This is a genomic window from Teredinibacter turnerae T7901 (assembly GCF_000023025.1).
Lineage (GTDB): Bacteria > Pseudomonadota > Gammaproteobacteria > Pseudomonadales > Cellvibrionaceae > Teredinibacter > Teredinibacter turnerae_B.
This window is the reverse complement of sequence record NC_012997.1, coordinates 1,427,773-1,450,352: the sequence shown is the minus strand read 5'-3', so window position 1 is coordinate 1,450,352 and position 22,580 is coordinate 1,427,773. Positions and strand designations below refer to the sequence as shown.

At 53.4% G+C, this 22,580-nt stretch carries 20 protein-coding genes; 4 read left to right on the top strand and 16 right to left on the bottom strand.

The window, feature by feature from the left end; all coding sequences use genetic code 11:
• Nucleotides 1–501: 501 nt before the first annotated feature.
• The 14 genes from ihfB to gyrA all read right to left on the bottom strand — a co-directional run bounded on the left by ihfB (nucleotide 502) and on the right by gyrA (nucleotide 17,718).
• A complete protein-coding gene (ihfB, locus tag TERTU_RS06195) occupies nucleotides 502–798 on the bottom strand; it encodes an integration host factor subunit beta (protein ID WP_015820472.1) in 297 nt (98 codons plus the stop codon).
• Between the two features lie 633 nt (nucleotides 799–1,431).
• Nucleotides 1,432–1,791, bottom strand: a complete 360-nt coding sequence (locus tag TERTU_RS06185; RefSeq protein ID WP_015818176.1) for a four helix bundle protein — start codon at nucleotides 1,789–1,791, stop codon at nucleotides 1,432–1,434.
• Nucleotides 1,792–2,104: 313 nt separating this feature from the next.
• On the bottom strand, nucleotides 2,105–2,284 hold the full coding sequence (locus TERTU_RS22160; RefSeq protein WP_015820939.1) for a four helix bundle protein: 180 nt from the start codon (nucleotides 2,282–2,284) through the stop codon (nucleotides 2,105–2,107).
• 349 nt (nucleotides 2,285–2,633) lie between these two features.
• The gene (gene rpsA, locus TERTU_RS06175; protein ID WP_015819122.1) at nucleotides 2,634–4,316 is read right to left on the bottom strand and encodes a 30S ribosomal protein S1; all 1,683 of its coding nucleotides are present in this window, start codon (nucleotides 4,314–4,316) and stop codon (nucleotides 2,634–2,636) included.
• Nucleotides 4,317–4,939: 623 nt separating this feature from the next.
• The gene (lapB, locus tag TERTU_RS06165) at nucleotides 4,940–6,124 is read right to left on the bottom strand and encodes a lipopolysaccharide assembly protein LapB (RefSeq protein WP_015819404.1); all 1,185 of its coding nucleotides are present in this window, start codon (nucleotides 6,122–6,124) and stop codon (nucleotides 4,940–4,942) included.
• 5 nt (nucleotides 6,125–6,129) lie between these two features.
• A complete protein-coding gene (locus tag TERTU_RS06160) occupies nucleotides 6,130–6,435 on the bottom strand; it encodes a LapA family protein (RefSeq protein ID WP_015820102.1) in 306 nt (101 codons plus the stop codon).
• A gap of 42 nt (nucleotides 6,436–6,477) precedes the next feature.
• A complete protein-coding gene (cmk, locus tag TERTU_RS06155) occupies nucleotides 6,478–7,164 on the bottom strand; it encodes a (d)CMP kinase (RefSeq protein WP_015820818.1) in 687 nt (228 codons plus the stop codon).
• A gap of 15 nt (nucleotides 7,165–7,179) precedes the next feature.
• Nucleotides 7,180–7,878, bottom strand: a complete 699-nt coding sequence (pyrF, locus tag TERTU_RS06150) for an orotidine-5'-phosphate decarboxylase (protein WP_015820467.1) — start codon at nucleotides 7,876–7,878, stop codon at nucleotides 7,180–7,182.
• Between the two features lie 224 nt (nucleotides 7,879–8,102).
• Nucleotides 8,103–8,462 (bottom strand): ComEA family DNA-binding protein, encoded by a 360-nt coding sequence (locus tag TERTU_RS06145; protein WP_015817558.1) that lies wholly within the window; start codon nucleotides 8,460–8,462, stop codon nucleotides 8,103–8,105.
• 395 nt (nucleotides 8,463–8,857) lie between these two features.
• Nucleotides 8,858–10,264 (bottom strand): sulfate adenylyltransferase subunit CysN, encoded by a 1,407-nt coding sequence (cysN, locus tag TERTU_RS06140; protein WP_015818245.1) that lies wholly within the window; start codon nucleotides 10,262–10,264, stop codon nucleotides 8,858–8,860.
• 405 nt (nucleotides 10,265–10,669) lie between these two features.
• Nucleotides 10,670–11,596, bottom strand: a complete 927-nt coding sequence (cysD, locus tag TERTU_RS06135) for a sulfate adenylyltransferase subunit CysD (protein WP_015818839.1) — start codon at nucleotides 11,594–11,596, stop codon at nucleotides 10,670–10,672.
• 93 nt (nucleotides 11,597–11,689) lie between these two features.
• Nucleotides 11,690–13,918 carry a bifunctional prephenate dehydrogenase/3-phosphoshikimate 1-carboxyvinyltransferase gene (locus TERTU_RS06130; protein WP_015818798.1) on the bottom strand — a complete coding sequence of 743 codons (2,229 nt, stop codon included), beginning with the start codon at nucleotides 13,916–13,918 and terminating at the stop codon, nucleotides 11,690–11,692.
• Nucleotides 13,919–13,998: 80 nt separating this feature from the next.
• Nucleotides 13,999–15,132 (bottom strand): prephenate dehydratase, encoded by a 1,134-nt coding sequence (gene pheA, locus TERTU_RS06125; RefSeq protein ID WP_015817137.1) that lies wholly within the window; start codon nucleotides 15,130–15,132, stop codon nucleotides 13,999–14,001.
• A gap of 15 nt (nucleotides 15,133–15,147) precedes the next feature.
• A complete protein-coding gene (gene gyrA / locus TERTU_RS06120; protein ID WP_015817630.1) occupies nucleotides 15,148–17,718 on the bottom strand; it encodes a DNA gyrase subunit A in 2,571 nt (856 codons plus the stop codon).
• Nucleotides 17,719–17,938: 220 nt separating this feature from the next.
• Between gyrA and TERTU_RS06115 the strand changes: the two genes are divergently transcribed.
• The 4 genes from TERTU_RS06115 to TERTU_RS06100 are packed head-to-tail and all read left to right on the top strand — an operon-like array spanning nucleotide 17,939 to nucleotide 21,524.
• Nucleotides 17,939–19,267 carry a TRZ/ATZ family hydrolase gene (locus tag TERTU_RS06115; protein ID WP_015820371.1) on the top strand — a complete coding sequence of 443 codons (1,329 nt, stop codon included), beginning with the start codon at nucleotides 17,939–17,941 and terminating at the stop codon, nucleotides 19,265–19,267.
• Nucleotides 19,264–20,037, top strand: coding sequence for a bifunctional 2-polyprenyl-6-hydroxyphenol methylase/3-demethylubiquinol 3-O-methyltransferase UbiG (ubiG, locus tag TERTU_RS06110; protein WP_015820071.1), 774 nt, complete (start codon nucleotides 19,264–19,266; stop codon nucleotides 20,035–20,037). The genes TERTU_RS06115 and ubiG overlap by 4 nt, the downstream gene beginning before the upstream one ends.
• A gap of 5 nt (nucleotides 20,038–20,042) precedes the next feature.
• Nucleotides 20,043–20,705, top strand: a complete 663-nt coding sequence (locus TERTU_RS06105) for an HAD-IA family hydrolase (protein WP_015819213.1) — start codon at nucleotides 20,043–20,045, stop codon at nucleotides 20,703–20,705.
• 51 nt (nucleotides 20,706–20,756) lie between these two features.
• Nucleotides 20,757–21,524 (top strand): YciK family oxidoreductase, encoded by a 768-nt coding sequence (locus tag TERTU_RS06100; RefSeq protein ID WP_015819395.1) that lies wholly within the window; start codon nucleotides 20,757–20,759, stop codon nucleotides 21,522–21,524.
• Here TERTU_RS06100 and TERTU_RS06095 read toward each other — a convergent pair.
• Together TERTU_RS06095 and TERTU_RS06090 are read right to left on the bottom strand one after the other, a co-directional pair.
• The gene (locus TERTU_RS06095; protein ID WP_015818935.1) at nucleotides 21,521–22,090 is read right to left on the bottom strand and encodes a lipoprotein; all 570 of its coding nucleotides are present in this window, start codon (nucleotides 22,088–22,090) and stop codon (nucleotides 21,521–21,523) included. The two genes, TERTU_RS06100 and TERTU_RS06095, sit on opposite strands and share 4 nt — an antisense overlap.
• A complete protein-coding gene (locus tag TERTU_RS06090) occupies nucleotides 22,083–22,496 on the bottom strand; it encodes a DUF2802 domain-containing protein (protein WP_015818587.1) in 414 nt (137 codons plus the stop codon). The genes TERTU_RS06095 and TERTU_RS06090 overlap by 8 nt, the downstream gene beginning before the upstream one ends.
• Between the last annotated feature and the right edge of the window lie 84 nt (nucleotides 22,497–22,580).

The following is a 22,580-nucleotide window of genomic DNA, read 5'->3' as shown; positions in this document are numbered from 1 at the left end:
CTTGTTCTCTTGACAGCGCGCCCCTAAAACAGAGTGAAATTTAAGCTGCTTAAGATAACGGCCAAGATGCGCAGGACAATTTAAAAATTTTTCCGGCCAATTTTCCGACACAACAAAAATACATTTAACATGCCAGCGCGCTGGCGAATATTCGCTCAATAAACGACCAAACTGGCTTGGGTTTGCACCACCGGGTGCCGAATTTACCGCGACACTCGTTTGTTAACCCATATTTCCCGTAAAACGCGCCATTTATTGCCGAACAAATTTACAGAGTCGATTTAGAAATGCCGCTTTCTGCTCGGCCAGCTAAAATGAAAACAGCGCCGCATACCCTCACATCATGCGTTGACTCGCAGGAAATTCTAAAATGGGAAAATCAATTACGCGCTACCGCTCAAACAACCTCATACGCGAGCAACTAAATCGCGATCTGCGGCTTTCGATGGTTGGGCTGAAAACAAAAGGCGATAACCAGCGTGGGCTGGCCGTGCAGGGATGTTATGGCAACTCTTCCAGGCTCTCGTTTACACGGTCGCGCATTTCTTTACCGGGCTTGAAGTGGGGAACAAACTTACCTTCCAGCTCGACAGATTCACCGGTTTTAGGGTTGCGGCCTGTACGCGGCGCACGATAGTGAAGTGAGAAACTGCCAAAGCCGCGGATTTCGATGCGATCGCCGTTGGCCAGGCATTGGGACATATACTCAAGAATAAGCTTTACCGCCAACTCAATGTCCTTTGCGGAGAGTTGGTCCTGCCTTTCAGCGATGCGTTCTATCAGCTCTGACTTTGTCATAGGATTTGGCCAAGCTTGAGTGGTGAAGAAAAGTTAGCGAATAACCGCTGCCGCCCGCAAGGGAGCAAAGCCCAAACCTGAAAATGTTACCCACAGGTTTGGCGACTTTATCAACCAAGGCGCGTTGGTACCTGCGCCGCAGTTCGAGCTAACCAGATATTAGTCCAAAAGTTGGGTAATATCATTGTGTTAGCGCAATCTGTAAATGTATTTGCTACTTTTTTTGGTTAAGTTGTTGTTTATACAACAAAAACTGGCGTTTCGCCAGTTTTTGTTGCGGAACGCCCCGCACGGCGGGGCTTCTGGGGCGCTTCCGTTGGTCGCTTTGGGGGCGCCGCCGGTGGCGGCTTCTGGGAACGGGCTTCGCCCTGCTGGGGAGGGAAAGCTTTGGGTATCTTTTGATTTGGCTGGGTAGGTGATGGTTAGGGTTGTGGAACACCCCGCATCGCGGGGCTTCTGGGGCGCTTCCGTTGGTCGCTTTGAGGGCGCCGCCGGTGGCGGCTGCTGGGAACGGGCTTTGCCCTGTTGGGAGAGAAAACCTTCGGCTGACTTATGATTTGGCTAGGTAGGTGATGGTTAGTGTTGTGGAGCGCCCCGCGCTGGTGGGGCTTCTGGGGGGGCTGCGCTGGTGGGTTAGCTTTGGTTTGTGTTCCGTTTTTTTCTTGCTCTGATCAAGGCGCCGAGTTGGTGTGAAATAGTCGTCGCTTTATTGAGCAGGTCTTTGCCAAGCGCTTGTTCCACATATCCAATTTCGATCCCTATGTATATCTGGGTGATCAATTCTGCGGTTGAGCCTTTGGCGATATTAAGAAACCTTATGGAGTCTTTGAGGCTTTCCCGCTCCTCTCCCTCCGCGATATTTGACGGTATAGAGAGAGCGGAGCGAGTAATCTGATCTCGAAAGCCGTAATCCCGCAGAGTGCCAAGATTTTTGTACACTTCGACACACAAACGCGCACTCTCCTTCCAAACATCCAGTTTTTTGAACTTCATCGAAAATCCCTTTCCTATGGCAAGTTGAGAGCGCCCCACTTTGCTCCGCAACTGGGGCGCATGATTTGCGATCCATCATAACGCCTAAACCGACAAACCTCTCCTACCTACCCCAGCTCTGCCCTACCAAGTCAAATCATAAGGCGGCCGAAGGCTCCCCCTCCCCAGCAGGGCGAAGCCCGTTCCCAGCAGCCGCCAAGGGCGGCGCCCCCAGAAGCGAAGCGCTCCCAGCAGCGCAGCAAAGCAAGCGTTCCTAATAAGCGCAACGCCCCAAATTTACCAAGTTCCTCTTCCTCAAAACCAATCTCGCCCCCTATGTATATCTGGATGATATTTCTGCGCATGAACCTTTGGCGATATTTGACGGTATTGAGAGGGCGGAGCGAGTAATCTGATCTCGAAAGCCGTAATCCCGCAGAGTGCCAAGGTTTTTGTACACCTCGACGCACAAACGCGCGCTCTCCTTCCAAACATCCAGTTTTTTGAACTTCATCGAAAATCCCTTTTCCATGGCAAGTTAAGAACGCTCCTCTTAGCTCCGCAACTAGGGCACTTACACTGAAGCTGTCATACAACCCCAACCGCCAAACCCTCTTCGACCACCTAAACTCATCAGCTGCCCAGTCAAATCATAAGCCAGCCGAAGGTTTTCTCTCCCCAGAAGGGCGAAGCCCGTTCCCAGCAGCCGCCACCAGCGGCGCCCCAGAAGCAAAGCGTTCCCAGCAGCGCAGCGTCCCCAGGCGCGACGCAAAGCGAGCGCTTTTTTTTCCCTAAAAAAAACCGACAACCCCTTTCGAGATTGTCGGTTTTCGAAATTAGAGAAGCGCTATTCGCGCTTGCTCTTATTTTTCTTTGGATTGCATTTCTGCTTTGATCAGGTCGCCCAGCGTAGTAGGAGCTGCAATTTCTGCTTGCTTGGCGCTGTGGTCTTTGATCGCTTGCTTCTCGTCGTCTGAATCCTTGGCTTTGATGCTGAGGATGATCGTACGATTTTTACGGTCAACGTTGGTGATTTTGGCTTCTACGTCGTCGCCTTCTTTCAGCGCGTTGCGGGCATCTTCCACCTTGTCGCGGCTGATTTCAGAGGCTTTCAGAGTACCTTCAACGTCGTCGGCCAGAGCGATTACCGCTTCTTTAGCGTCAACAGTTTTAACGGTACCGTTAACGATGGAGCCTTTATCGTTGTTGGTTACGTATACGGAGAACGGATCTTCGTCCAGCTGCTTGATACCCAGGGAGATACGCTCGCGCTCTGGATCAATTGCCAGTACAACGGTTTCCAGCTCGTCGCCTTTCTTGTACTTGCGTACGGCTTCTTCGCCAGCTTCGTTCCAGCTGATGTCAGACAGGTGAACCAGACCATCAATACCGCCTTCCAGGCCGATGAAGATACCGAAGTCGGTGATCGACTTGATTTTGCCGGTGATCTTGTCGCCTTTCGCGTACTGGTTAGAGAACGCATCCCACGGATTTTCTTGACACTGCTTGATACCCAGAGAAATACGACGACGCTCTTCGTCGATATCCAGAATCATCACTTCCACTTCGTCGCCCAGGTTTACAACCTTGCTTGGGTGGATGTTTTTGTTGGTCCAATCCATTTCGGAAACGTGTACCAGACCTTCAACACCTTCTTCGATTTCAGCGAAACAGCCGTAGTCGGTAAGGTTGGTGATGGTGGCTTTAACCTTGGCACCTTCTGGGTAACGCTGCGTGATAGCGGCCCATGGATCTTCGCCCAATTGCTTGAGGCCAAGAGAAACACGGTTGCGCTCGCGGTCGAACTTGAGCACTTTAACTTCGATTTCATCGCCAACAGCAACGATTTCGCTCGGATGCTTGATACGCTTCCAAGCCATGTCGGTGATGTGCAACAGACCGTCTACGCCGCCCAGGTCAACGAAGGCACCGTAATCGGTAAGGTTCTTAACGATACCTTTAACTGCCTGACCTTCTTGCAGAGTAGCGAGCAGCTCTTCGCGCTCTTCAGTGTTGGTTTGCTCCATAACCGCACGACGGGATACAACCACGTTGTTGCGTTTTTGGTCCAGCTTGATAACTTTGAACTCGAGCTCTTTGCCTTCCAGGTGAGTCGTTTCACGTACAGGACGTACGTCGACCAGAGAGCCCGGCAAGAACGCGCGAATGCCAGCAACGTCAACAGTGAAACCACCTTTAACCTTGCCGTTAATAACACCAGTAATAACTTCTTCAGACTCGTGAGCAGCTTCCAGAACTTTCCAGGACTCTGCACGCTTGGCTTTTTCGCGAGAAAGGCGAGTTTCACCGAAACCATCTTCTACGGTTTCCAGAGCGACTTGAACTTCGTCACCGATACTGAGGTCGAGTTCGCCTTTTTCGTTAAGGAATTGTGCGGCGGGAATAACGCCTTCAGACTTGAGACCTGCGTGAACAGTTACCCAATCTTGGTCGATGTCGATAACAACACCGGTTACGATGGTGCCTGGCACCATATCTATCGTTTGTAAGCTCTCTTCAAAGAGTTCTGCAAAGCTTTCGCTCATTGCGCTACCTGTAAGAAATACACCACACGCCAGTATGTGGGTCTGTTTGCGAATACCGAAAACCGCTGAATTTCTGGCTGACAGCCGGTTCGGGTGGAATTTTAGGGGCGCGAAGGTAACAGGTTATTGCGCTGGGATCAAGGGGGGATTACGCGCGAAGCGCGTGGTTTCGGGGAACGGGCGCCAAGCGCCCTTCTGGGGCGCGGTAAAGCCGCTTCGGGGAACGTCCACTGCGTTGACTTCTGGGAACGGGCGCAGGCGCCCTTCTGGGAGACGCGGCGAGGCCGCTTTGGGGAACGTCCGCTGCGCGGACTTCTGGGAACGGGCGGCAAGCGCCCTTCTGGGACGCGGCGAGGCCGCTTCGGGGAACGTCCACTGCGTGGACTTCTGGGAACGGGCGCAGGCGCCCTTCTGGGGCGAGGCAAAGCCGCTTCGGGGAACGTCCACTGCGTGGACTTCTGGGAACGGGCTTCGCCCTTCTAGGTTTGGAAAACTTTTGGCTTTTCCTAGCAGGGAGCGCAGCTCCCGTCCCAGAAGCGGGCGCAGACCGCGTTCCCCAATGTGGCCAACGGCCACGCCCCAGCAGTGTAGCGAAGCGAAACGTTCCGCCCGCGCCAGCGGGCTCACTCTGCCATCCCCATTTTCCCCCAACTCCGACAGCTCGGGCAGAGCCAGTGATTGGCTTGTGCGGTGAAACCGCAGGTGGTGCATATATAGAAGAAATAGTTATCTAAAATTTGAGTGATGGCGGGCTTGAGCTTTTCGTAGGGGATCTGTTCGCTGGCAGGTTGTGCGGTGCACAGGGTGAGGAGGGTTTGGACAGCGACCATTTCCGGGTACTGGGCAATTCCTTCGTACAATACGCGGCAGGCATCCTCTGGGCCGTTCAGCTTCTCCGTGGCACAGGTCAGGTGCCACAGAAGCATAAGGCTGGGTTGCGCCAAATGAATATCGTTAAGCAGTTGAAGATAGTCGCGGTCGCTCTTTAATGCGATATAGCATTCGCGCATGAGGGGTAAGGCTTCAGAAATAACCTGGGGACTTTGGTAGGGAAGCTTTTTAAGAATGCCAAGTGCAGCAGCAGCGGCGCCATCGTTGAGTTCGATCTGCGCCTGCATTAGCTGAGCGCGGGCGCACTGTTTGTCAAAACGCTGTGCATTGCGCAGCAGGCGACGCGCTTCCAGTACCTGGTTGTTAGCCAGCGCTTTCTCGGCCAACTCGCAGCTGAAGTGCGCCTGCATCTCGCGCCAGTTATCTGCAGTGGAACTGAATTTTCGGCTGGTAAGGCGATCTGCAACATCTATTGCATCGAGCCAGTCACTGGTTTCCCGGTATAACTCCACCAAGTAGATCAGGGCTTTTTCGCGAACTTTTTTTTCGGTGTATTTGGCGTCTGCCAGCTCTTTGAAGAGAGTCTCGGCCCTGTCCAGCAAACCCGCTTTAAGGAAATCAACACCCAGTTCCAGTTGGGCCAATTGCAATTGCGGGCGCGGCAGACTTGGACGCGCCAACAGATTTTGATGGACACGTATTGCCCGCGCAGTTTCACCCCGGCGACGAAGCAAAGCGCCCAACGCGAGATGCGTCTCTAGCGTTTCGCTGTTGACCTCCAGCGAGCTGATGAAGGTATCGACAGCGGCGTCCGGCTCATCGTTGAGCAACTGGTTAAGGCCAACATAATAATTACGCTTCAACCAGCTGGACGATTGCTGCTGCGGCAGGCGACCGGGCCCGCGAGACAGCCGTCCTAACGAGAACCCTATTGCCAGGGCAGCAAACAATAGAACAAAGACGATTGGGTCGGACATAAACACTAGGGGCTAAGTTGCGCGGCTCGCAGCTTGTCTACTTCTTTTTTCGCCTTGTTCAATTCACGCTTGCGCGCAAGCAGCTTGGTATTCGCCAGTATGAGTGTGCCAAACCAACCCAGCAAAATGCCGAAAGCAAAGGTAAAGCACAGGTAGAACCCAATGCTGAGCTTAGGAAACTGAATCGCAAACAGGTTTACCGAGATAAGATCGGCATTGGCCCAAGCGATCCAACCTGCGATTGCGCACACCAGCAACAGCCACACCAGAATAAACAACCGACGGAACCAGCGATAAATTCGCGCAAACACAAATATCTCCTTAGAGCCTGTACAAATGAGTTAAATAGCGCGTCACCCAAGCAGCGCGCGAGATTTTATCAACGCCATAATCTCCGCTAACACCTCATCGATTGTCAGCGCCGTGCTGTCTAAAACTAACGCGTCGGCGGCAGGCACCAGCGGTGAAGTCGCCCGGTTGGTGTCTCTCTCGTCGCGGGCAATTATATCGGCGAGAATCTGGCCGCGGTCGACGCTCGCTTGCCCGGCGTCCTGCAACTGTTTTACGCGGCGATCCGCGCGGATTTCTGCACTGGCGGTAAGAAATACTTTACAGCCTGCAGAGGGAAACACCACGGTTCCCATATCTCTGCCGTCGGCCACCAAACCCGGGGGCTGCTGAAAACTGCGCTGGCAGTCCAGCAGGCTGGCGCGCACGCTCGGGAAAGCGGCTATTGTCGATGCAGCCATACCGACGTTTTCCTGCCGGATATCACCCGTAACGTCGTCTTGAGCAAGAAACACAATTACGCCCGCGGTGCCAACGTCGAAGCGAATATCCAATGTCTGCGCAACCCGGTTAACCGCGTCGGCATCTTCGATATCTGTATTTCCACGCAGACACGCCAGCGCGCAAAGACGGTAGATGGCTCCACTATCGAGTAAATGAAAGCCGGTTTGTTCCGCGATTAAGCGAGAAATGGTGCCTTTACCGGAGCCGCTTGGGCCATCGATTGTGATAACTGGCGCTACCTCTGCCATGCTGAAACCACCCTGTTATTGAATGCTGTTGACGATTTGGGCACAAGCGGCAGCAGGATCTTCCGCTTGTGTTATGGGACGGCCAACAACAATAAAATCGCTGCCATTGGCAATGGCTTGCTCTGGGGTAACAACCCGGCGCTGGTCTCCCGCTTCGGTTGAAGCCGGTCGAATGCCTGGGGTAATTGTCAGGAAATCTGCGCCTTGTTGAACTTTCATGGCTCCCGCTTCGAGGGCGGAACACACTACGCCATCCATACCCGATAGTTTTGCCAGTGACGCCAAGCGCGCCACCATGGCCTCGGGCGATTCGGTTATACCGATTCCATTAAGATCGGACTGATCCATGCTCGTGAGTACGGTTACCGCAATCAACAGCGGCTTATGGCTGAACAATACCAGCGACTCCCGTGCCGCTTCCATCATCCTCTGCCCGCCGCTGGCGTGGACATTCACCATCCACACCCCCATGTTCGCTGCTGCTTTAACCGCACCAGCCACCGTGTTGGGAATATCGTGAAACTTAAGATCGAGAAATACGTCGAAACCCAGCTTTTGCACGCTTTCCACCACGGCAGGGCCCGCTGTAGTAAAGAGTTCTTTGCCAATTTTCAAACGGCAGGATTGTGGATCGAGTTGACACGCCAGCGCAAGGCAGTCGTTAATATCGTTAAAGTCCATTGCGACTAGCAGTTGGGGACCGGTTACAGACATACAAATCTCCAGGTTGATGCCCGGCTATTCTACCCCGAGCGGCGCGTGAATGGCTGCCCTAATTTGCAGGCCCGACCTGAGCGGTAACGTCTATACGTGAGAAAGCCGCCACACCCGAAAGTGCGGCGGCTTTCTCGTAATTACCAATAACACCAATTAACCAGGCTACTCAGGCTACTACGGGCTCGGGGCATAACAGCCCGCAAGGCTGTCGTATCTGCTGGCTAGAGTGCAATAAGGCTTTTATTTTTCTCCAGCGTTGCTTTACCTACACCTTTAACCGCCAGCAGGTCGTCCATCGATTTGAATTTTCCATTCTTCTCGCGGTAGGCCACAATCGCCTGAGCCTTTTTTAGACCAATTCCCTTTAGAGTATCGGCAATTGTTTGTGCGTCGGCTTTGTTGATATTAACGCTACTTGCAACCAGCGTCGATTTAGCCTGATCCGCCGCTTTATCGGCACTGCCTGCAAAAGTGAGCGGTGAAGCTACCAGCATCGCTGCCAGCAGTAGTGCAAATACACAGGTGTAAAAATCGCGGAAGAAAATGGCTCGGAATGAGCGTGAGACTAATCCTTGCTTCATGGTTCGACTCCTTGTCGTTCAATTGATGTGCTGTCTTCTAGTCTTGGGAAATCCCAGAAGTCACTCTAAAACAATTCGAGCCCATAAATATGTGAACAAATTAACATTTTGTATGCGAAGCCGAACAATATACAGGCAGTCGGCGGGAGAATACTCAGGGAGCTGATCTAATAGTAACGGGGCAGACAGGCGCGTTTTAAAGGCGCCGAGTTTAGAAAAGCCGGGGTTAAACGAGTAAGGTTAAAAGGAGCGCGGTTTAGACAATCATGGTCTAGGCAAGCATTATCTTGGCAACCATGGTTTAGAGACAGGTGCAGCAGAAAGAGACGCCCCCTCAGCACTGCAGAAACAACGTTTCTCTATTGCTGAGAGGATTTGCAAAAATTAGACGCGACCTAGCCGATTTTCTTAGCGTCCCAATGGGGAAAGTGCTTGCGGACCAGCGCATTGAGTTCGACTTCAAACTCCGAGTAATCGCCTTTGGTCGCCGCAGCCGAGGCCAACGCCTCTATCGCCATACCCGCCCCAACAGTAATATTGGTGAGCCTGTCGATCACGATAAACGCGCCAGTTGCCCGGTTTTTCTGGTAGGCATCTACAACGACTTCCTGTTCCAGCTGCACGTCAACAACTGCAATATCATTCAACTGCATTGCCGACTCTTCAGACTTTTCAAAGGTATTGACGTCTACCCGATATTCAATATCCGCAACCACACCCGGAGTAACTTTACTGGCAAATTTAAACAAATATTGTTTACCAGGCTTGAGTTCCGCTTCCGACATCCACACCAAATGAGCCCGCAAACGGTTGGACAGGGTTTGCTCCGAATCGGCTAATACAACCATATCGCCACGGCTGATATCGATTTCGTCCGCAAGCGTCAGGGTAACCGCCTGTCCAACAAATGCTTCATCAAGCTCGCCGTCAAAAGTAACAATTGATTTAACCGTACTGGTTTTACCCGAGGGTAGCGCTTTCACCTTGTCGCCAACTTTTACCACACCAGAAGCCACCGTGCCGCAAAAGCCCCGGAAATTCAGGTTCGGGCGATTCACAAACTGTACTGGAAAACGAAAATCGTCCGCATTTTTATCGCTGGCAATTTCTACGGTTTCGAGAATTTGCATCAGCGATTTGCCGGAATACCAGGGCGTACGCTCACTGATATTGACGACGTTGTCGCCGTCCAGTGCTGACATGGGAACAAAGTGTAGTTCCGCAGGGTTAAGCGATTTCGAAAGATCAAGATACGACTGCTTGATTTCTTCGAAGCGACTCTCACTGAATTCGACCAAATCCATTTTATTAATCGCCACTACTACATGCTTAATCCCCAGCAGAGAAGCGATGTACGAATGGCGACGCGTTTGCGTCTGTACGCCGTAGCGAGCGTCAATCAAAATAACCGCTAAATCACAGGTGGATGCACCTGTCGCCATGTTGCGGGTGTACTGCTCGTGCCCGGGCGTATCCGCAATAATAAATTTACGCTTGGCGGTGGAGAAATAGCGGTAAGCTACATCAATGGTGATACCCTGCTCTCGCTCCGCTTGCAGGCCATCGACCAGCAACGCCAAATCGATTTTTTCGCCGGTAGTGCCGTGCTTGGTGGTATCCGATGCAACTGCCGCAAGTTGATCTTCGTAAATCATTTTGGAGTCGTGCAGGAGACGACCAATGAGTGTGGATTTACCATCGTCAACACTGCCGCAGGTTAAAAACCGCAACAATTCCTTGCGCTCGTGCTGCGCAAGATAAGCATCAATATCTGTTTCTATTAATTCTGACTGGTGAGACATAATAAAAATTTTCTCCGAAAATTTTTGGAGCGCCGCCGCCCTTCGGCGATGGCTGCTGGGAACGGCCTTTGGCCTTTTCGGAACGCTGCACTACTGGGCAGGTTCGCTTCACTCACTTCTGGAAGCAACTCAGGGTCGGATTCCCGAAATACGCAAAACAACTGTTCCTAAAAGTGGCTCAACGCCAGGTTCCATCAAACTTTCCGCGATTAACTGCGGGTTAAAAACTTTCTAATTCGGCTCCATCGAACCAGCCGCTTGAAGCCAAAAAACTAACGGTAGTTTTCATTGCCCCGCTCTTGCCCAGAAGCAGCCATGCTGCGTTCCCGCCAAGTCGCGAAGCGACTGTTCCCAGAAGTGACGGCAAGCCACGATCTAAAAAAACCACCCGTGTTTACGTGCGGGTTAAAAATAACCTTCCTGCTTTTTCTTCTCCATTGAGCCGGAGGAGTCGTGGTCGATAACACGGCCCTGGCGCTCGGAAGTTTTAGTGAGCAGCATTTCTTGAATAATTTCCGGCAGCGTGGTCGCAGTGGACTCCACAGCACCAGTAAGTGGGTAGCAGCCGAGAGTACGGAAGCGAACCATTTTTTCTTCGATCACCTCGTCTTCGCCAATTGGCATACGATCGTCATCAACCATAATCAACACACCGTCTTTTTCAACAACCGGACGTTTGGCGGCAAAGTAAAGCGGCACAATGGGGATATTTTCCAGATGAATATATTGCCAGATATCCAGCTCCGTCCAGTTACTCAGTGGGAACACGCGAATGCTTTCGCCTTTGTCCACACGGCCGTTGTAGAGGTTCCACAATTCCGGGCGCTGATTTTTTGGGTCCCAGCGATGGTTTTTATCGCGGAAGGAGTACACACGCTCTTTTGCCCGGGATTTTTCTTCGTCGCGACGGGCTCCCCCAAATGCGGCGTCGAAACCGTATTTATCAAGCGCCTGTTTTAGCGACTGGGTTTTCATAATATCGGTGTGCTTCGCACTGCCGTGGGTAAACGGACCTACGCCCATCTCCACACCTTCCTGGTTAATATGGACAATTAAATCCCAGCCCAGCTCTTTAAGCCGGTTATCGCGGAACTCAATCATTTCCTTAAATTTCCAGGTGGTATCCACATGCATCAGCGGAAACGGTGGCTTGCCGGGGGCGAACGCCTTCATTGCCAGGTGCATCATCACAGCGGAATCTTTACCGATGGAATAGAGCATCACCGGGTTGTCGAATTCCGCAGCCACCTCACGAATAATGTGGATGCTTTCGGCCTCAAGCTGCTTGAGGTGCGTCATTTGAAACTGGTTAGACATGAGTAACTCGTCCATAATTTTCGCCAACGTTCGTAAAAAGCTACCTAACAAGGAACAACATTGAAAGGAGCTACGAGTTGACCGATTATAAAGAAATCTAATAAGTAATTAAGAATGATTTACTTCTAAGCTTATGCCCACGGTTTTTGCCAAGGCGACAAAATTCGGGAATGAAGTCGTCACGTTTGCACAATTATTTACCGTAATTGGGCCAGATGCGCGCAATGCGGCAACGGTAAAAGACATTGCGATGCGGTGGTCGTGAAAACTTTCCACGGCACCGCCGGTCAGCGTACCGCCGATAACCCGAATACCGTCCGGCGTTGGAGAACATTCAATACCCAATGCTTGCAAACCATCGGCCATCGCCTGAATACGATCAGTTTCTTTTACGCGCAGTTCTTCCGCGCCGGTCAAAACTGTTTCACCTTCAGCGCAGGCGGCCGCAACCAAGAGCGCTGGGAATTCATCAATCGCCAAAGGCACCTGGTCTTCAGGAATCGCAATACCTTTGAGCGGAGCATATTGCACCCGAATATCGGCGACAGGTTCACCACCGACTTCACGCTCATTTTGCAACGTCAGGTTCGCACCCATTTCCCGCAAAATATTAATTACACCAATGCGCGTAGGGTTAATGCCAACGTGAGTCAGAGTAATATCCGATCCCGGCGCGATGGCTGCCGCCACCATAAAAAACGTCGCGGAAGAAATATCCGCAGGGATATCAATATCGGCTGCGGTAAGTTTGCCACCCGACCGCAGAGAAATAGTGCTGCCGTTACGGTTCACCTGATACCCAAAGCCACGCAACATGCGTTCGGTATGGTCGCGCGTTGGCGCCGGTTCTGTGACTTTCGTTTCCCCATCAGCGTAGAGTCCTGCGAGCAGCACACAGGATTTAACCTGCGCACTGGCCATCGGCATCACATAGTCAATCGCGTGCAGCGCGCTGCCACCGCTCACTCTTACCGGTGGTCGCCCTTCTTCGCCGGTCTCGACAGTCGCTCCCATTTCACGCAACGGGTTCGCCACCCGGTTCATCGGGCGCTTGCTCAACGATTCATCGCCGGTAAGTTCGCTGGTGAATGACTGCCCGGCAAGAATGCCAGAAAGCAATCGCATGGACGTTCCGGAATTGCCAACATACAAGGGGCCGGAAGGTTGCTTCAAACCGTGCAAGCCAACGCCATGCACCGTTACCGCGCCATTTTCAGGGCCTTCGATGACCACACCCATATCGCGAAATGCCTGCAAGGTTGCCAGTGCATCTTCACCCTCCAGAAAACCCTCAATACGGGTTACGCCTTCTGCCAGCGAACCGAGCATAATCGAGCGGTGCGAAATAGATTTATCGCCGGGAACACGAATAGTGCCGGTTACGGAACCGCCTGGCGCCACTGAGTAAACCACATTTTTATGTTCTGAATTTTGCATATTTCGTAAGTAAGCTTTGTGCTCAAGCATGTTGGTGAATCGGTCTCGGGCTGACTTCGCCCGGGTGAAGACGCCGGTCATTTCTACCGCATCTTCGCGGCTGATAATGTCCCGCAGGCGCGAAAGATTATCGGAAAACAAGTCGATAGCGTCCAGCACACTCGCTTTATTCGCCAGCATAATGTCGCGCCACATGATGGCATCGCTGGAAGCAATTCGTGTGAAATCCCGAAAACCGCCGGCCGCGTAGCGAAAAATATTTTCATTCTTGCTGTCGTGAGCGAGTGTATCGACCAGTGAAAACGCGATGACATGTGGCAGGTGACTGGTGCAACCCAACACCATGTCGTGTTCATCCACCGGCATTTCCAAGACTTCCGCGCCGACCGCGTGCCACAGTTTTGCCACCGCTTTCACGGCAGCAGGGTCGTTCTCGGCTACCGGTGTGAGAATCACCCGGTGATCCACATATAATTCACTCTCGGCCGCTTCTACGCCGCTCTTCTCTGAGCCGGCTATTGGGTGCCCCAGCACAACGGCCGGTGGAAATTCACCAAAAATCTCCCGCACATCGCGCTCCACGCTCCCTTTTACGCTGGCCCCATCGGTAACAATCACCCCCTCGGCCAAGCGCCCTTTAAGCGCTTTGAAAACCTCGCGCAACGTGAGGGTAGGCACAGCGATAAAAATTATATCGCCCGCCTCAAGCTGTTCCAGCACATCGTCCAGGCTGCAGTAGGCCGAATCCACTACGCCCATCTCCTGCGCTTTAAGGCAGGTTTCCGGGCGCCTTGCAACGCCGATAACTTCTCTGCAAACCGCGCGTTTGCGCAAACCCGCAGCCAGACTCCCACCAATCAGCCCGAGGCCGACAATGACCACCTTGTTAAATTGTGTCATAGCAATTTTGAAGCGATAGGTTACTTGGGTACGTGAACCAACGAGCGCCGCAGATCTCGCGGCGCTGGCTGAAATGGATACTACAATACCCCTTTAGGATAGGAACCCAGGATCTTCAGGTCCGCGACCCGACTGGACACTTCACTGAGCGCCGCCTGAATAGTGCTGTCACTTACGTGACCGGAGAAATCGATAAAGAACACGTAATTCCAAGTCCCGGTCAGGGATGGACGTGTCTCTACGCGAGTTAAGTCGACGTTGTGGCGGTGGAAAGGCTCGAGCAGGCCGTGCAACGCACCGGGCTCATTGCGGGTAGATACAACGATTGAGGTTTTATCGTCGCCACTGGCTTCCACTTCGTCCGCACCGATAATCAGAAAACGGGTCGAATTGTCTGGCTGGTCTTCGATACTTTCAGCATGCAAATTTAAATCGTATAACTCGGCCGCCATTTTGCCGGCGATTGCCGCAGCGTTCCATTCACCTTTTACCCGCTTGGCCGCCTCCGCGTTGCTGCTCACTGCCACCCGCTCGGCGCGCGGATAATGTGCATCCAGCCATTTACGGCACTGGGAAAGCGATTGCGCATGGGAATATACGCGGGAAATGCTGTCTACTCGCGTAATATCGGAAACCAAAAAGTTGTGATGGATGCGCAACACAACTTCACCGCAAATTTTCACACTGCTGCCAAGAAAGTTGTCGAGCGTGTGGGTCACCACGCCTTCGGTGGAATTTTCTACCGGCACCACACCAAAATGGGCAGCGCCTGAAGCCACTTCGCGGAACACCTCGTCGATTGCGCTCAGCGAAACCGTGTGCGCAGAATGGCCAAAGTGCTTAATTGCGGCCTGTTGCGTAAAAGTGCCTTCGGGGCCGAGATAGGCCACTTTAACTGGCGCTTCGAGGGCCAGGCACGCGGACATAATCTCTCTGAACAGACGCGCGAACTCTTCGTTGTCCAGCGGACCTGTGTTGCGCTCCATCGCGCGGCGCAGCACCTGCGCCTCCCGCTCAGGACGGTAAAACGTGGATATTTCACCGTCTGCCGAGTGGCGTTTTTTTATCTCCGCGACTTCCTGCGCGCAGCGGGCGCGAGCGTTAATCAGCTCGCCAATCTGTTCATCGATGGAATCGATTTTTACCCGCAACTGGGACAGGGCTTCGCGCTCGCTGTCTTGTCCGGCCGGGTTATCAGAATCTGAATCCTTCACAAGCCACCTCGCTGATTATTCCTCATTGGACTCCGTCTCGTCGTCTGCGTCCTGATCCAGTTGCTCAGCAATACGCGCAACACCAACAATATGCTCGCTCTCGCGAACCTTGATAAGACGCACGCCCTGGGTGTTGCGGCTCAACAGGGAGACTTCGTCGCCGCGCGTGCGCACCAGTGTGCCCTGATCGGAAATCATCATCAGCTCATCGCCATCGAAAATCTGTACCGCGCCGACGAGGCCACCATTGCGTTCACTAACCTGCATCGCAATTACGCCCTGCGAACCACGGCCTTTGGTCGGGAAGTCATCGACATCGGTGCGCTTTCCGTAGCCGTTTTCGCTGACAGTTAATACTTTGCCACCGTCGGCAGGAATGACCATGGCGATAACCCTGTGCTCATCCGCCATGCGAATACCTCGCACACCACGCGATGTGCGGCCCATAGAGCGCACCTGCTCTTCGGCAAATCGCGCCGCTTTACCACTGGAGCTGAGCAGCATGATGTCCTGCTGACCATCGGTAATTGCAGTCCCCACCAAGTGATCGCCTTCGACCAAATCAATTGCTCGGAGCCCGACCGAACGTGGGCGTGCAAATTGCGACAGTGGGGTTTTCTTTACCGTGCCCTGTGACGTGGCCATAACAATAAAGCGGTCTTCGTCGAACTCGCGCACGGGGAGAATGGACGTAATACGTTCACCCTCTTCCAGTGGCAGCAGATTAACCATAGGACGACCACGAGACTGACGACCGGCGACCGGAATCTGGTATACCTTCAGCCAGAACACCTTACCTGCATTGGTAAAACAGAGAATGTAATCGTGGGTGTTGGCGATTAACAAATGCTCGACAAAGTCTTCGTCTTTCACCGAGGTTGCGGCCTTACCCATGCCCCCGCGGCGCTGAGCCTGATAAGCATCCAATGGTTGGGTTTTGGCGTAACCACCATGGGAAATGGTCACCACGCGGTCTTCTTCATTGATGAGATCTTCAACGGTAAGATCCTGCTGCGAGTTCTGTATATCGGTACGGCGCTCGTCGCCGTATTCCGCCATAACCGCTTCCAGTTCCTCGCGGATAACTTCCATCAAGCGCACGGCATTGCTGAGAATTTCAAGATATTCGGAGATTTGCTGGAGTTTTTCTTCGTATTCAGCAAGGAGCTTATCGTGCTCCATGCCGGTAAGGCGGTGCAAACGCAGTTCGAGAATCGCCTGAACCTGCGCAGGCGATAGAAAGTACTGGCCGTCGCGCATGCCAAACTCGGCGCCGAGGTCGTCTGGGCGGCACGCATCCGCGCCCGCTCGCTCCAAAAACTGCGAAATGGTGTTGGTGCCCCAACCGCGAGCCAGGAGCGCTTCACGCGCCTCCGCCGGGGTTTGCGAGGCTTTGATCAATGCGATCACTTCGTCGATGTTGGCAATCGCAACCGCCAGACCTTCCAACACATGGCCGCGTTCACGCGCTTTGCGCAACAGGTAGACGGTACGGCGGGTCACAACCTCGCGGCGATGCGAAATAAAATGCTCAAGCATCTGCTTGAGGTTCAGCACCTTGGGCTGATCATCGACCAGGGCAACGATGTTAATCCCGAAAACGCTTTGCAGCTGGGTTTGCGCGTACAGGTTGTTGAGCACCACATCGCCCATATCGCCGCGCTTGATTTCGATAACCACCCGCAATCCGTCTTTGTCGGACTCGTCGCGAATCTCAGAAATACCTTCGATTTTTTTGTCTTTTACCAATTCCGCGATCTTTTCGATCAAGCGCGCTTTGTTCACCTGATAAGGGATTTCGTGGATGAGAATCGTATCGCGATTGGTCTTTTCGTCAGTAACAACTTCCGCTTTGGCGCGCACATAAATACGCCCACGACCGGTGCGGTATGCCATCAAAATACCCGCGCGGCCATTGATAATGCCGCCGGTGGGGAAATCGGGGCCGGGGATGTCTTCAATCAGGTCGTCGATAGTGGCAGCCGGGTTTTCGATCAGTCGAATACAGCCGGTAATCACTTCGCGCAGATTGTGCGGCGGGATATTGGTCGCCATACCCACCGCGATCCCGGAAGAACCGTTAATCAGCAGGTTGGGAACCCGTGTCGGCAGCACCGCGGGGATCTGCTCGGTGCCGTCGTAGTTGGGCACGAAATCCACGGTTTCTTTATCCAGATCGGCGAGCAGATCGTGGGACAGTTTCTGCATGCGAATTTCGGTATATCGCATAGCCGCAGCGCCGTCGCCATCGATAGAGCCGAAGTTGCCCTGCCCGTCTACCAGGGTATAACGCAAGCTAAACGGCTGCGCCATACGTACAATGGTGTCGTACACGGCGGAATCGCCATGCGGGTGGTATTTACCGATAACATCGCCCACCACACGGGCAGACTTTTTGTAAGGCTTGTTCCAGTCGTTGTTTAGCTCGCTCATGGCGAAGAGCACGCGTCGATGCACCGGCTTGAGGCCGTCACGCACATCGGGCAGTGCCCGGCCAACGATAACGCTCATGGCGTAGTCGAGGTAAGATTGTTTGAGTTCGTCTTCGATGCTGACGGGAAGGATTTCTTTTGCGATATCGCCCATGAAGTACTCGCCCTAAACCGGGCCTTGCCTTGTTATTGTGAATACTGAACCGGAGCCCAGCTAAGCGCTGATCCGAAGTTAAACAAACGGCGAATACTACCACAAAATCAACATGATAAGCACTTAAAGGCGCGGTTACAGTGGCGAAATTTACGGTTATACTCACGCCCCCTCTGGCGCTCCATGCTGCTGCTTACTTCACACGCAACCCGACCACCCTATGACCAACACTACAACAATAGATTATTCGCTCGATGCCAGCTGGATTCTTCCGGTAGTACCCCACCAGAGGCTGTTTAAAGATTGTAGCCTGCTGATAAGCCGCGATCGCATTCACAGCATTGTGCCCACCAGCCAAAGCCTGCGCGACTACACGGTGCGCGAACGCATATCCCTGCCGGGACAATTACTGATGCCGGGGCTGATCAACTGTCACGGCCACGCGGCAATGACGTTATTGCGCGGTTTCGCCGACGACATGCCCCTGGAAACCTGGCTGAAGGAACACATATGGCCGGTGGAAGCCCAGTGGGCGGGGGAGGAGTTTGTCCGCGACGGTGGCGAGCTGGCGATGGCAGAAATGCTGCTCAGCGGCACCACCTGCTTCGCCGACATGTACTTCTTTGGCGAAGCGCTGGCGAGCGCGGTTCACAAAGCGGGAATGCGCGCGCAGCTGTATTTCCCGATTGTGGACTTCGCGACCGCCTGGGCGCAGAGCCCGGATGAATATATCCACAAAGGGCTGAAACTGCGCGACACCTATCGCTCACACCCGCTTATCAACGTCCACTTCGGCCCTCACGCGCCTTATACCGTTGGTGACGCGCCACTCGAGCGAATTGCGGTTTATGCAGATGAGCTGCATGCGCAGGTTCACATCCACCTGCATGAGACACCGGAGGAAATTGAATCCTCGATAAAAGAGTTTGGGAAACGCCCGCTGCAACGCCTCGCAGACATGGGGTTGCTGACTCCGCTTACGCACTGCGTCCATATGACGCAGACCAGCGCCGAAGATATTGCGTTACTCGCCAATAGCGGCGCCCACGTTATCCATTGCCCGCGTTCCAACCTAAAACTGGCCAGCGGCAGTTGCCCTACCGCAGCCCTCACCCAACAGGGGGTTAATGTGGCCCTGGGGACCGATGGAGCCGCCAGCAATAACAGCCTCGATATGTTTGCCGAACTTCAAGCGGCGGCACTTTTCGGTAAACTTGTCGCGGGCGATGCAGCGGCAATCGATGCCCACAGTGCAATTGCAATGGCAACCATAAACGGTGCCAAAGCCATTGGCCTTGAAGATCAGTTGGGCTCGCTGGAACCTGGCAAACAGGCCGACGTTATCGCCATCGACATGAACGATTTAGACCTGCAACCCGTACACAACCCTGTAAGCCAATTGGTGTATACCCAAATGGGTCACCGCGTATCCAATGTCTGGGTCGCAGGAGAGCAGCTGGTAAAAAGCCGCGACCTGACGACACTCAGCCGCAAAGAGATAGCTGCAAACGCAGCGCAATGGCGAGAAAAACTGGGAGCTAAACGATGAACAGCGAAACCCTTCAACATTCAAACGAAACCCTTCAACATGCCCACGAAACCTTAGAGCATCCCCGCGACACCGAAAACGTCGATGCCGCCGAAATAGCCAAGTTCGAGCGCATGGCCAGCCGCTGGTGGGACCCGAGCGGCGAATTCAAACCGCTGCACGACATCAACCCACTGCGCGCAAATTACATAGACCAACGTGCCCAGGTAGCGGAAAAACAGGTTTTGGACATCGGTTGTGGTGGCGGCCTGCTTACCGAAGCACTCTGGCAGCGCGGCGCAAGCGTTACAGGCATCGATATGGGAGAGGCGCCGCTCGAGGTCGCGCGCTTACACGCGCTGGAATCCGGGGCGGTGGTCGACTACCAACGCATCACCGCAGAAGACTTTGCACAGAGCCACAAAGCTGCATTCGACCTGGTCACCTGCCTCGAAATGTTGGAGCATGTTCCAAACCCTCAGAGTACGCTCAAGGCTTGCGCGACGCTGGTAAAACCCGGCGGTGATCTTTTTTTCTCGACCATTAACCGCAACCCCAAAGCCTATGCATTCGCCATTCTTGGGGCCGAGTACGTATTGAGGCTGCTGCCCAAAGGTACCCACGAATACCGCAAATTTATTCGCCCAGCGGAGCTGACTCAGTGGTTGCGCGATGCGGGCCTACAAGCGGTTGATATGGTTGGGCTCACTTACAACCCCATTACCAAACAATACAAAATTAACCCTACAGACGTTGATGTTAATTACATAATTCACGCGAAGAAGGTGTAACACCCATGTCGCTGAAAGCGGTTTTTTTCGATTTGGACGGAACCCTGTTGGACACCGCGCCCAACTTTGTTATTGCCATGAACAAGATGCTGGAACGCCGGGATCGAGCGCCAATCACAGAGCAGGAGCTGCGCGCGGTGGTGTCTGATGGCGCCAATGCGATGCTCCGCCTGGTATTCGGCGCGACACCAGACGATGCCGATTTCCCCGCATTGCGACAGGAATTCCTGGATTGCTACCTGGAGGATCTCGCCTCTGTTACAACCGCCTATCCCGGAATAGATTCGCTGATTGCCGAGTTGGCAGCGCGAGACCTTGCCTGGGGTATCGTCACCAACAAGCCAGCGACCTACGCCGAGCCGCTGATGACCTTTTTCGATTTTGCCAGTGAACCCAGCGCACTGATCTGCCCCGATCATGTGGCCGAACGCAAACCCGCGCCAGACGCACTCCTGCTGGCCTGCGAACAAACCGGGTGCAGCCCCGACCAGGCCATTTACGTGGGCGATCACCAGCGCGACATCGAGTGTGGCATCAATGCAGGAATGCCAACTGTCGCGGTTGGATACGGCTATATTCACACTAACGACAGCCACACCTGCTGGAATGCTGACCACACGGTAGAAAGCGCCAACGAAATCTGGCCCATCGTCCACCGCTACCTGTAACGTCAATTGCCAGACCCTGGCGAGACGCGAAACGCAGTAACAGGAAACACTATGACTGAATCAACACTTCTACAGGACTATCAACCAGCACCGGGACTGCTGCAAGACAAAATTATTTTGGTTACCGGCGCCGGCGATGGCATCGGCAAAACCGCATCACTCACCTTCGCTGCGCATGGCGCAACGGTTATTTTACTCGGCCGAACGATCGCTAAACTGGAAGCCGTCTACGACCAGATCGAAGCCGCTGGCGGGGCAAAGCCCGCCATTATTCCGATGAATTTTGAAGGCGCGACCGAGCAGGATTACGTCGAGATCCACAACGTACTGGAGCAGGAATTCGGCCGTCTGGATGGCCTCCTGCATAACGCAGCAGAACTAGGGCCGCGCACACCTGTCGCCAACTACGGTCTCGAGGCGTGGCAGAAAGTGATGATGGTGAATGTCACCGCGCCATTTCAACTCACCAAAGCTGTATTGCCTCTGCTGAAACAGGCACCGAGCGCGAGCGTGGTATTCACCAGTTCGGGCGTTGGCCGCAAAGGACATGCTTATTGGGGTGGTTATGCGGTCAGCAAAGCCGCGAGCGACAATCTGATGGAAACCCTCGCGGACGAAATGGACGGCCTACCGGGGCCTCGCGTAAATGCACTCAACCCAGGGCCGGTGCGCACCCGTATGCGAGCCACGGCATTCCCGGCTGAGGACCCAGCAACGGTAACCGAAGCGCAGGCCATTATGTCGGCGTACCTTTACCTGATGGGTGATGACAGCATTGGGGTTAACGGAAAACTGTTCGACGCCCAGGCAACCCGCTAAATCCGAAAATCGTCCGCTTTCGGCTGATAGTAATCAGCCGGGGTTGGCGGATTGCTGGGCGCTGGTTCGGATGGAGGTTCGGATGACGGTGCCGCAGGAGATTTAGGCGTGCCGGGCATGGCGTCGACTTTCGGCTCCCATGGCAACGGGGTTGGCTCTGTAATCGGTTTTTTCGGATTTTTTGTTTTCTTAAAATAGCGTTCGGCCTGTACCTGAGCGTAATCATCCAGCCAATAACGCTTCACTACATCTTCTTGAAACACCACGTGAAAGTATTCGGTCTCACGGTTTGCGCCATCGTAGCGAAAAAAGAATAACAAATTTCCGTGGCGGGATTTGGCGCGACTAAAACGATAGGTATAGATTTCCTGCGCCAGCGGCCCTTCTTGAATAAAGTCCGGATCACCGAGATTTGCTGTGATCCAGTATTTCTCGGTTTTATTGCGGCGGATATCGTCAAGAAAAGAGTCAGGAATTCTTCCCTCCCCGTCGAAATGAGTCACCTTGCTGGAAATCGCGCAAGCGCCGAGGAACAACAGCAGAAAAACCAACGCAATCTTATTCATAGACAGCGGGGCGGGATGTTTTATGAAGCAGTTCCATCAATTCAATTTCGGAGACGGTAAGACCGGTATTCGCTGCCACCGTTGAGGCATCCACACCTTGATCGATCATGGTGTGGGCTTGTGAGTAAGAAAAATCGGATTCGGCCGCGTTGTAGTGATGCTGCTGATCAGACACTTCGCGAAGTTTTTTCTCCAGGGCCATAATGCGCTGTCCCATACCCAGCGAGCCCGAAATCATAGTCGCGGTTTTTTTCTCCATTGCCTGTAACTGCCGCGCAAGCTTGAGATATTGTTCCCGCAATGCCAGCACTTCAGCCCTGGCCTGCCGTGCCCCAACAAGACTGATCGCGCAGGCGAATACCGCCAGCGCAATAGCCATTACGGGGATAAACAGGTCCAGATCCACAACAGCACACCTCTTGTTAGTGATGGTACTAATATAAAACGGTACTAATATAAAACGGTACTAATATAAAACGGTACTAATATA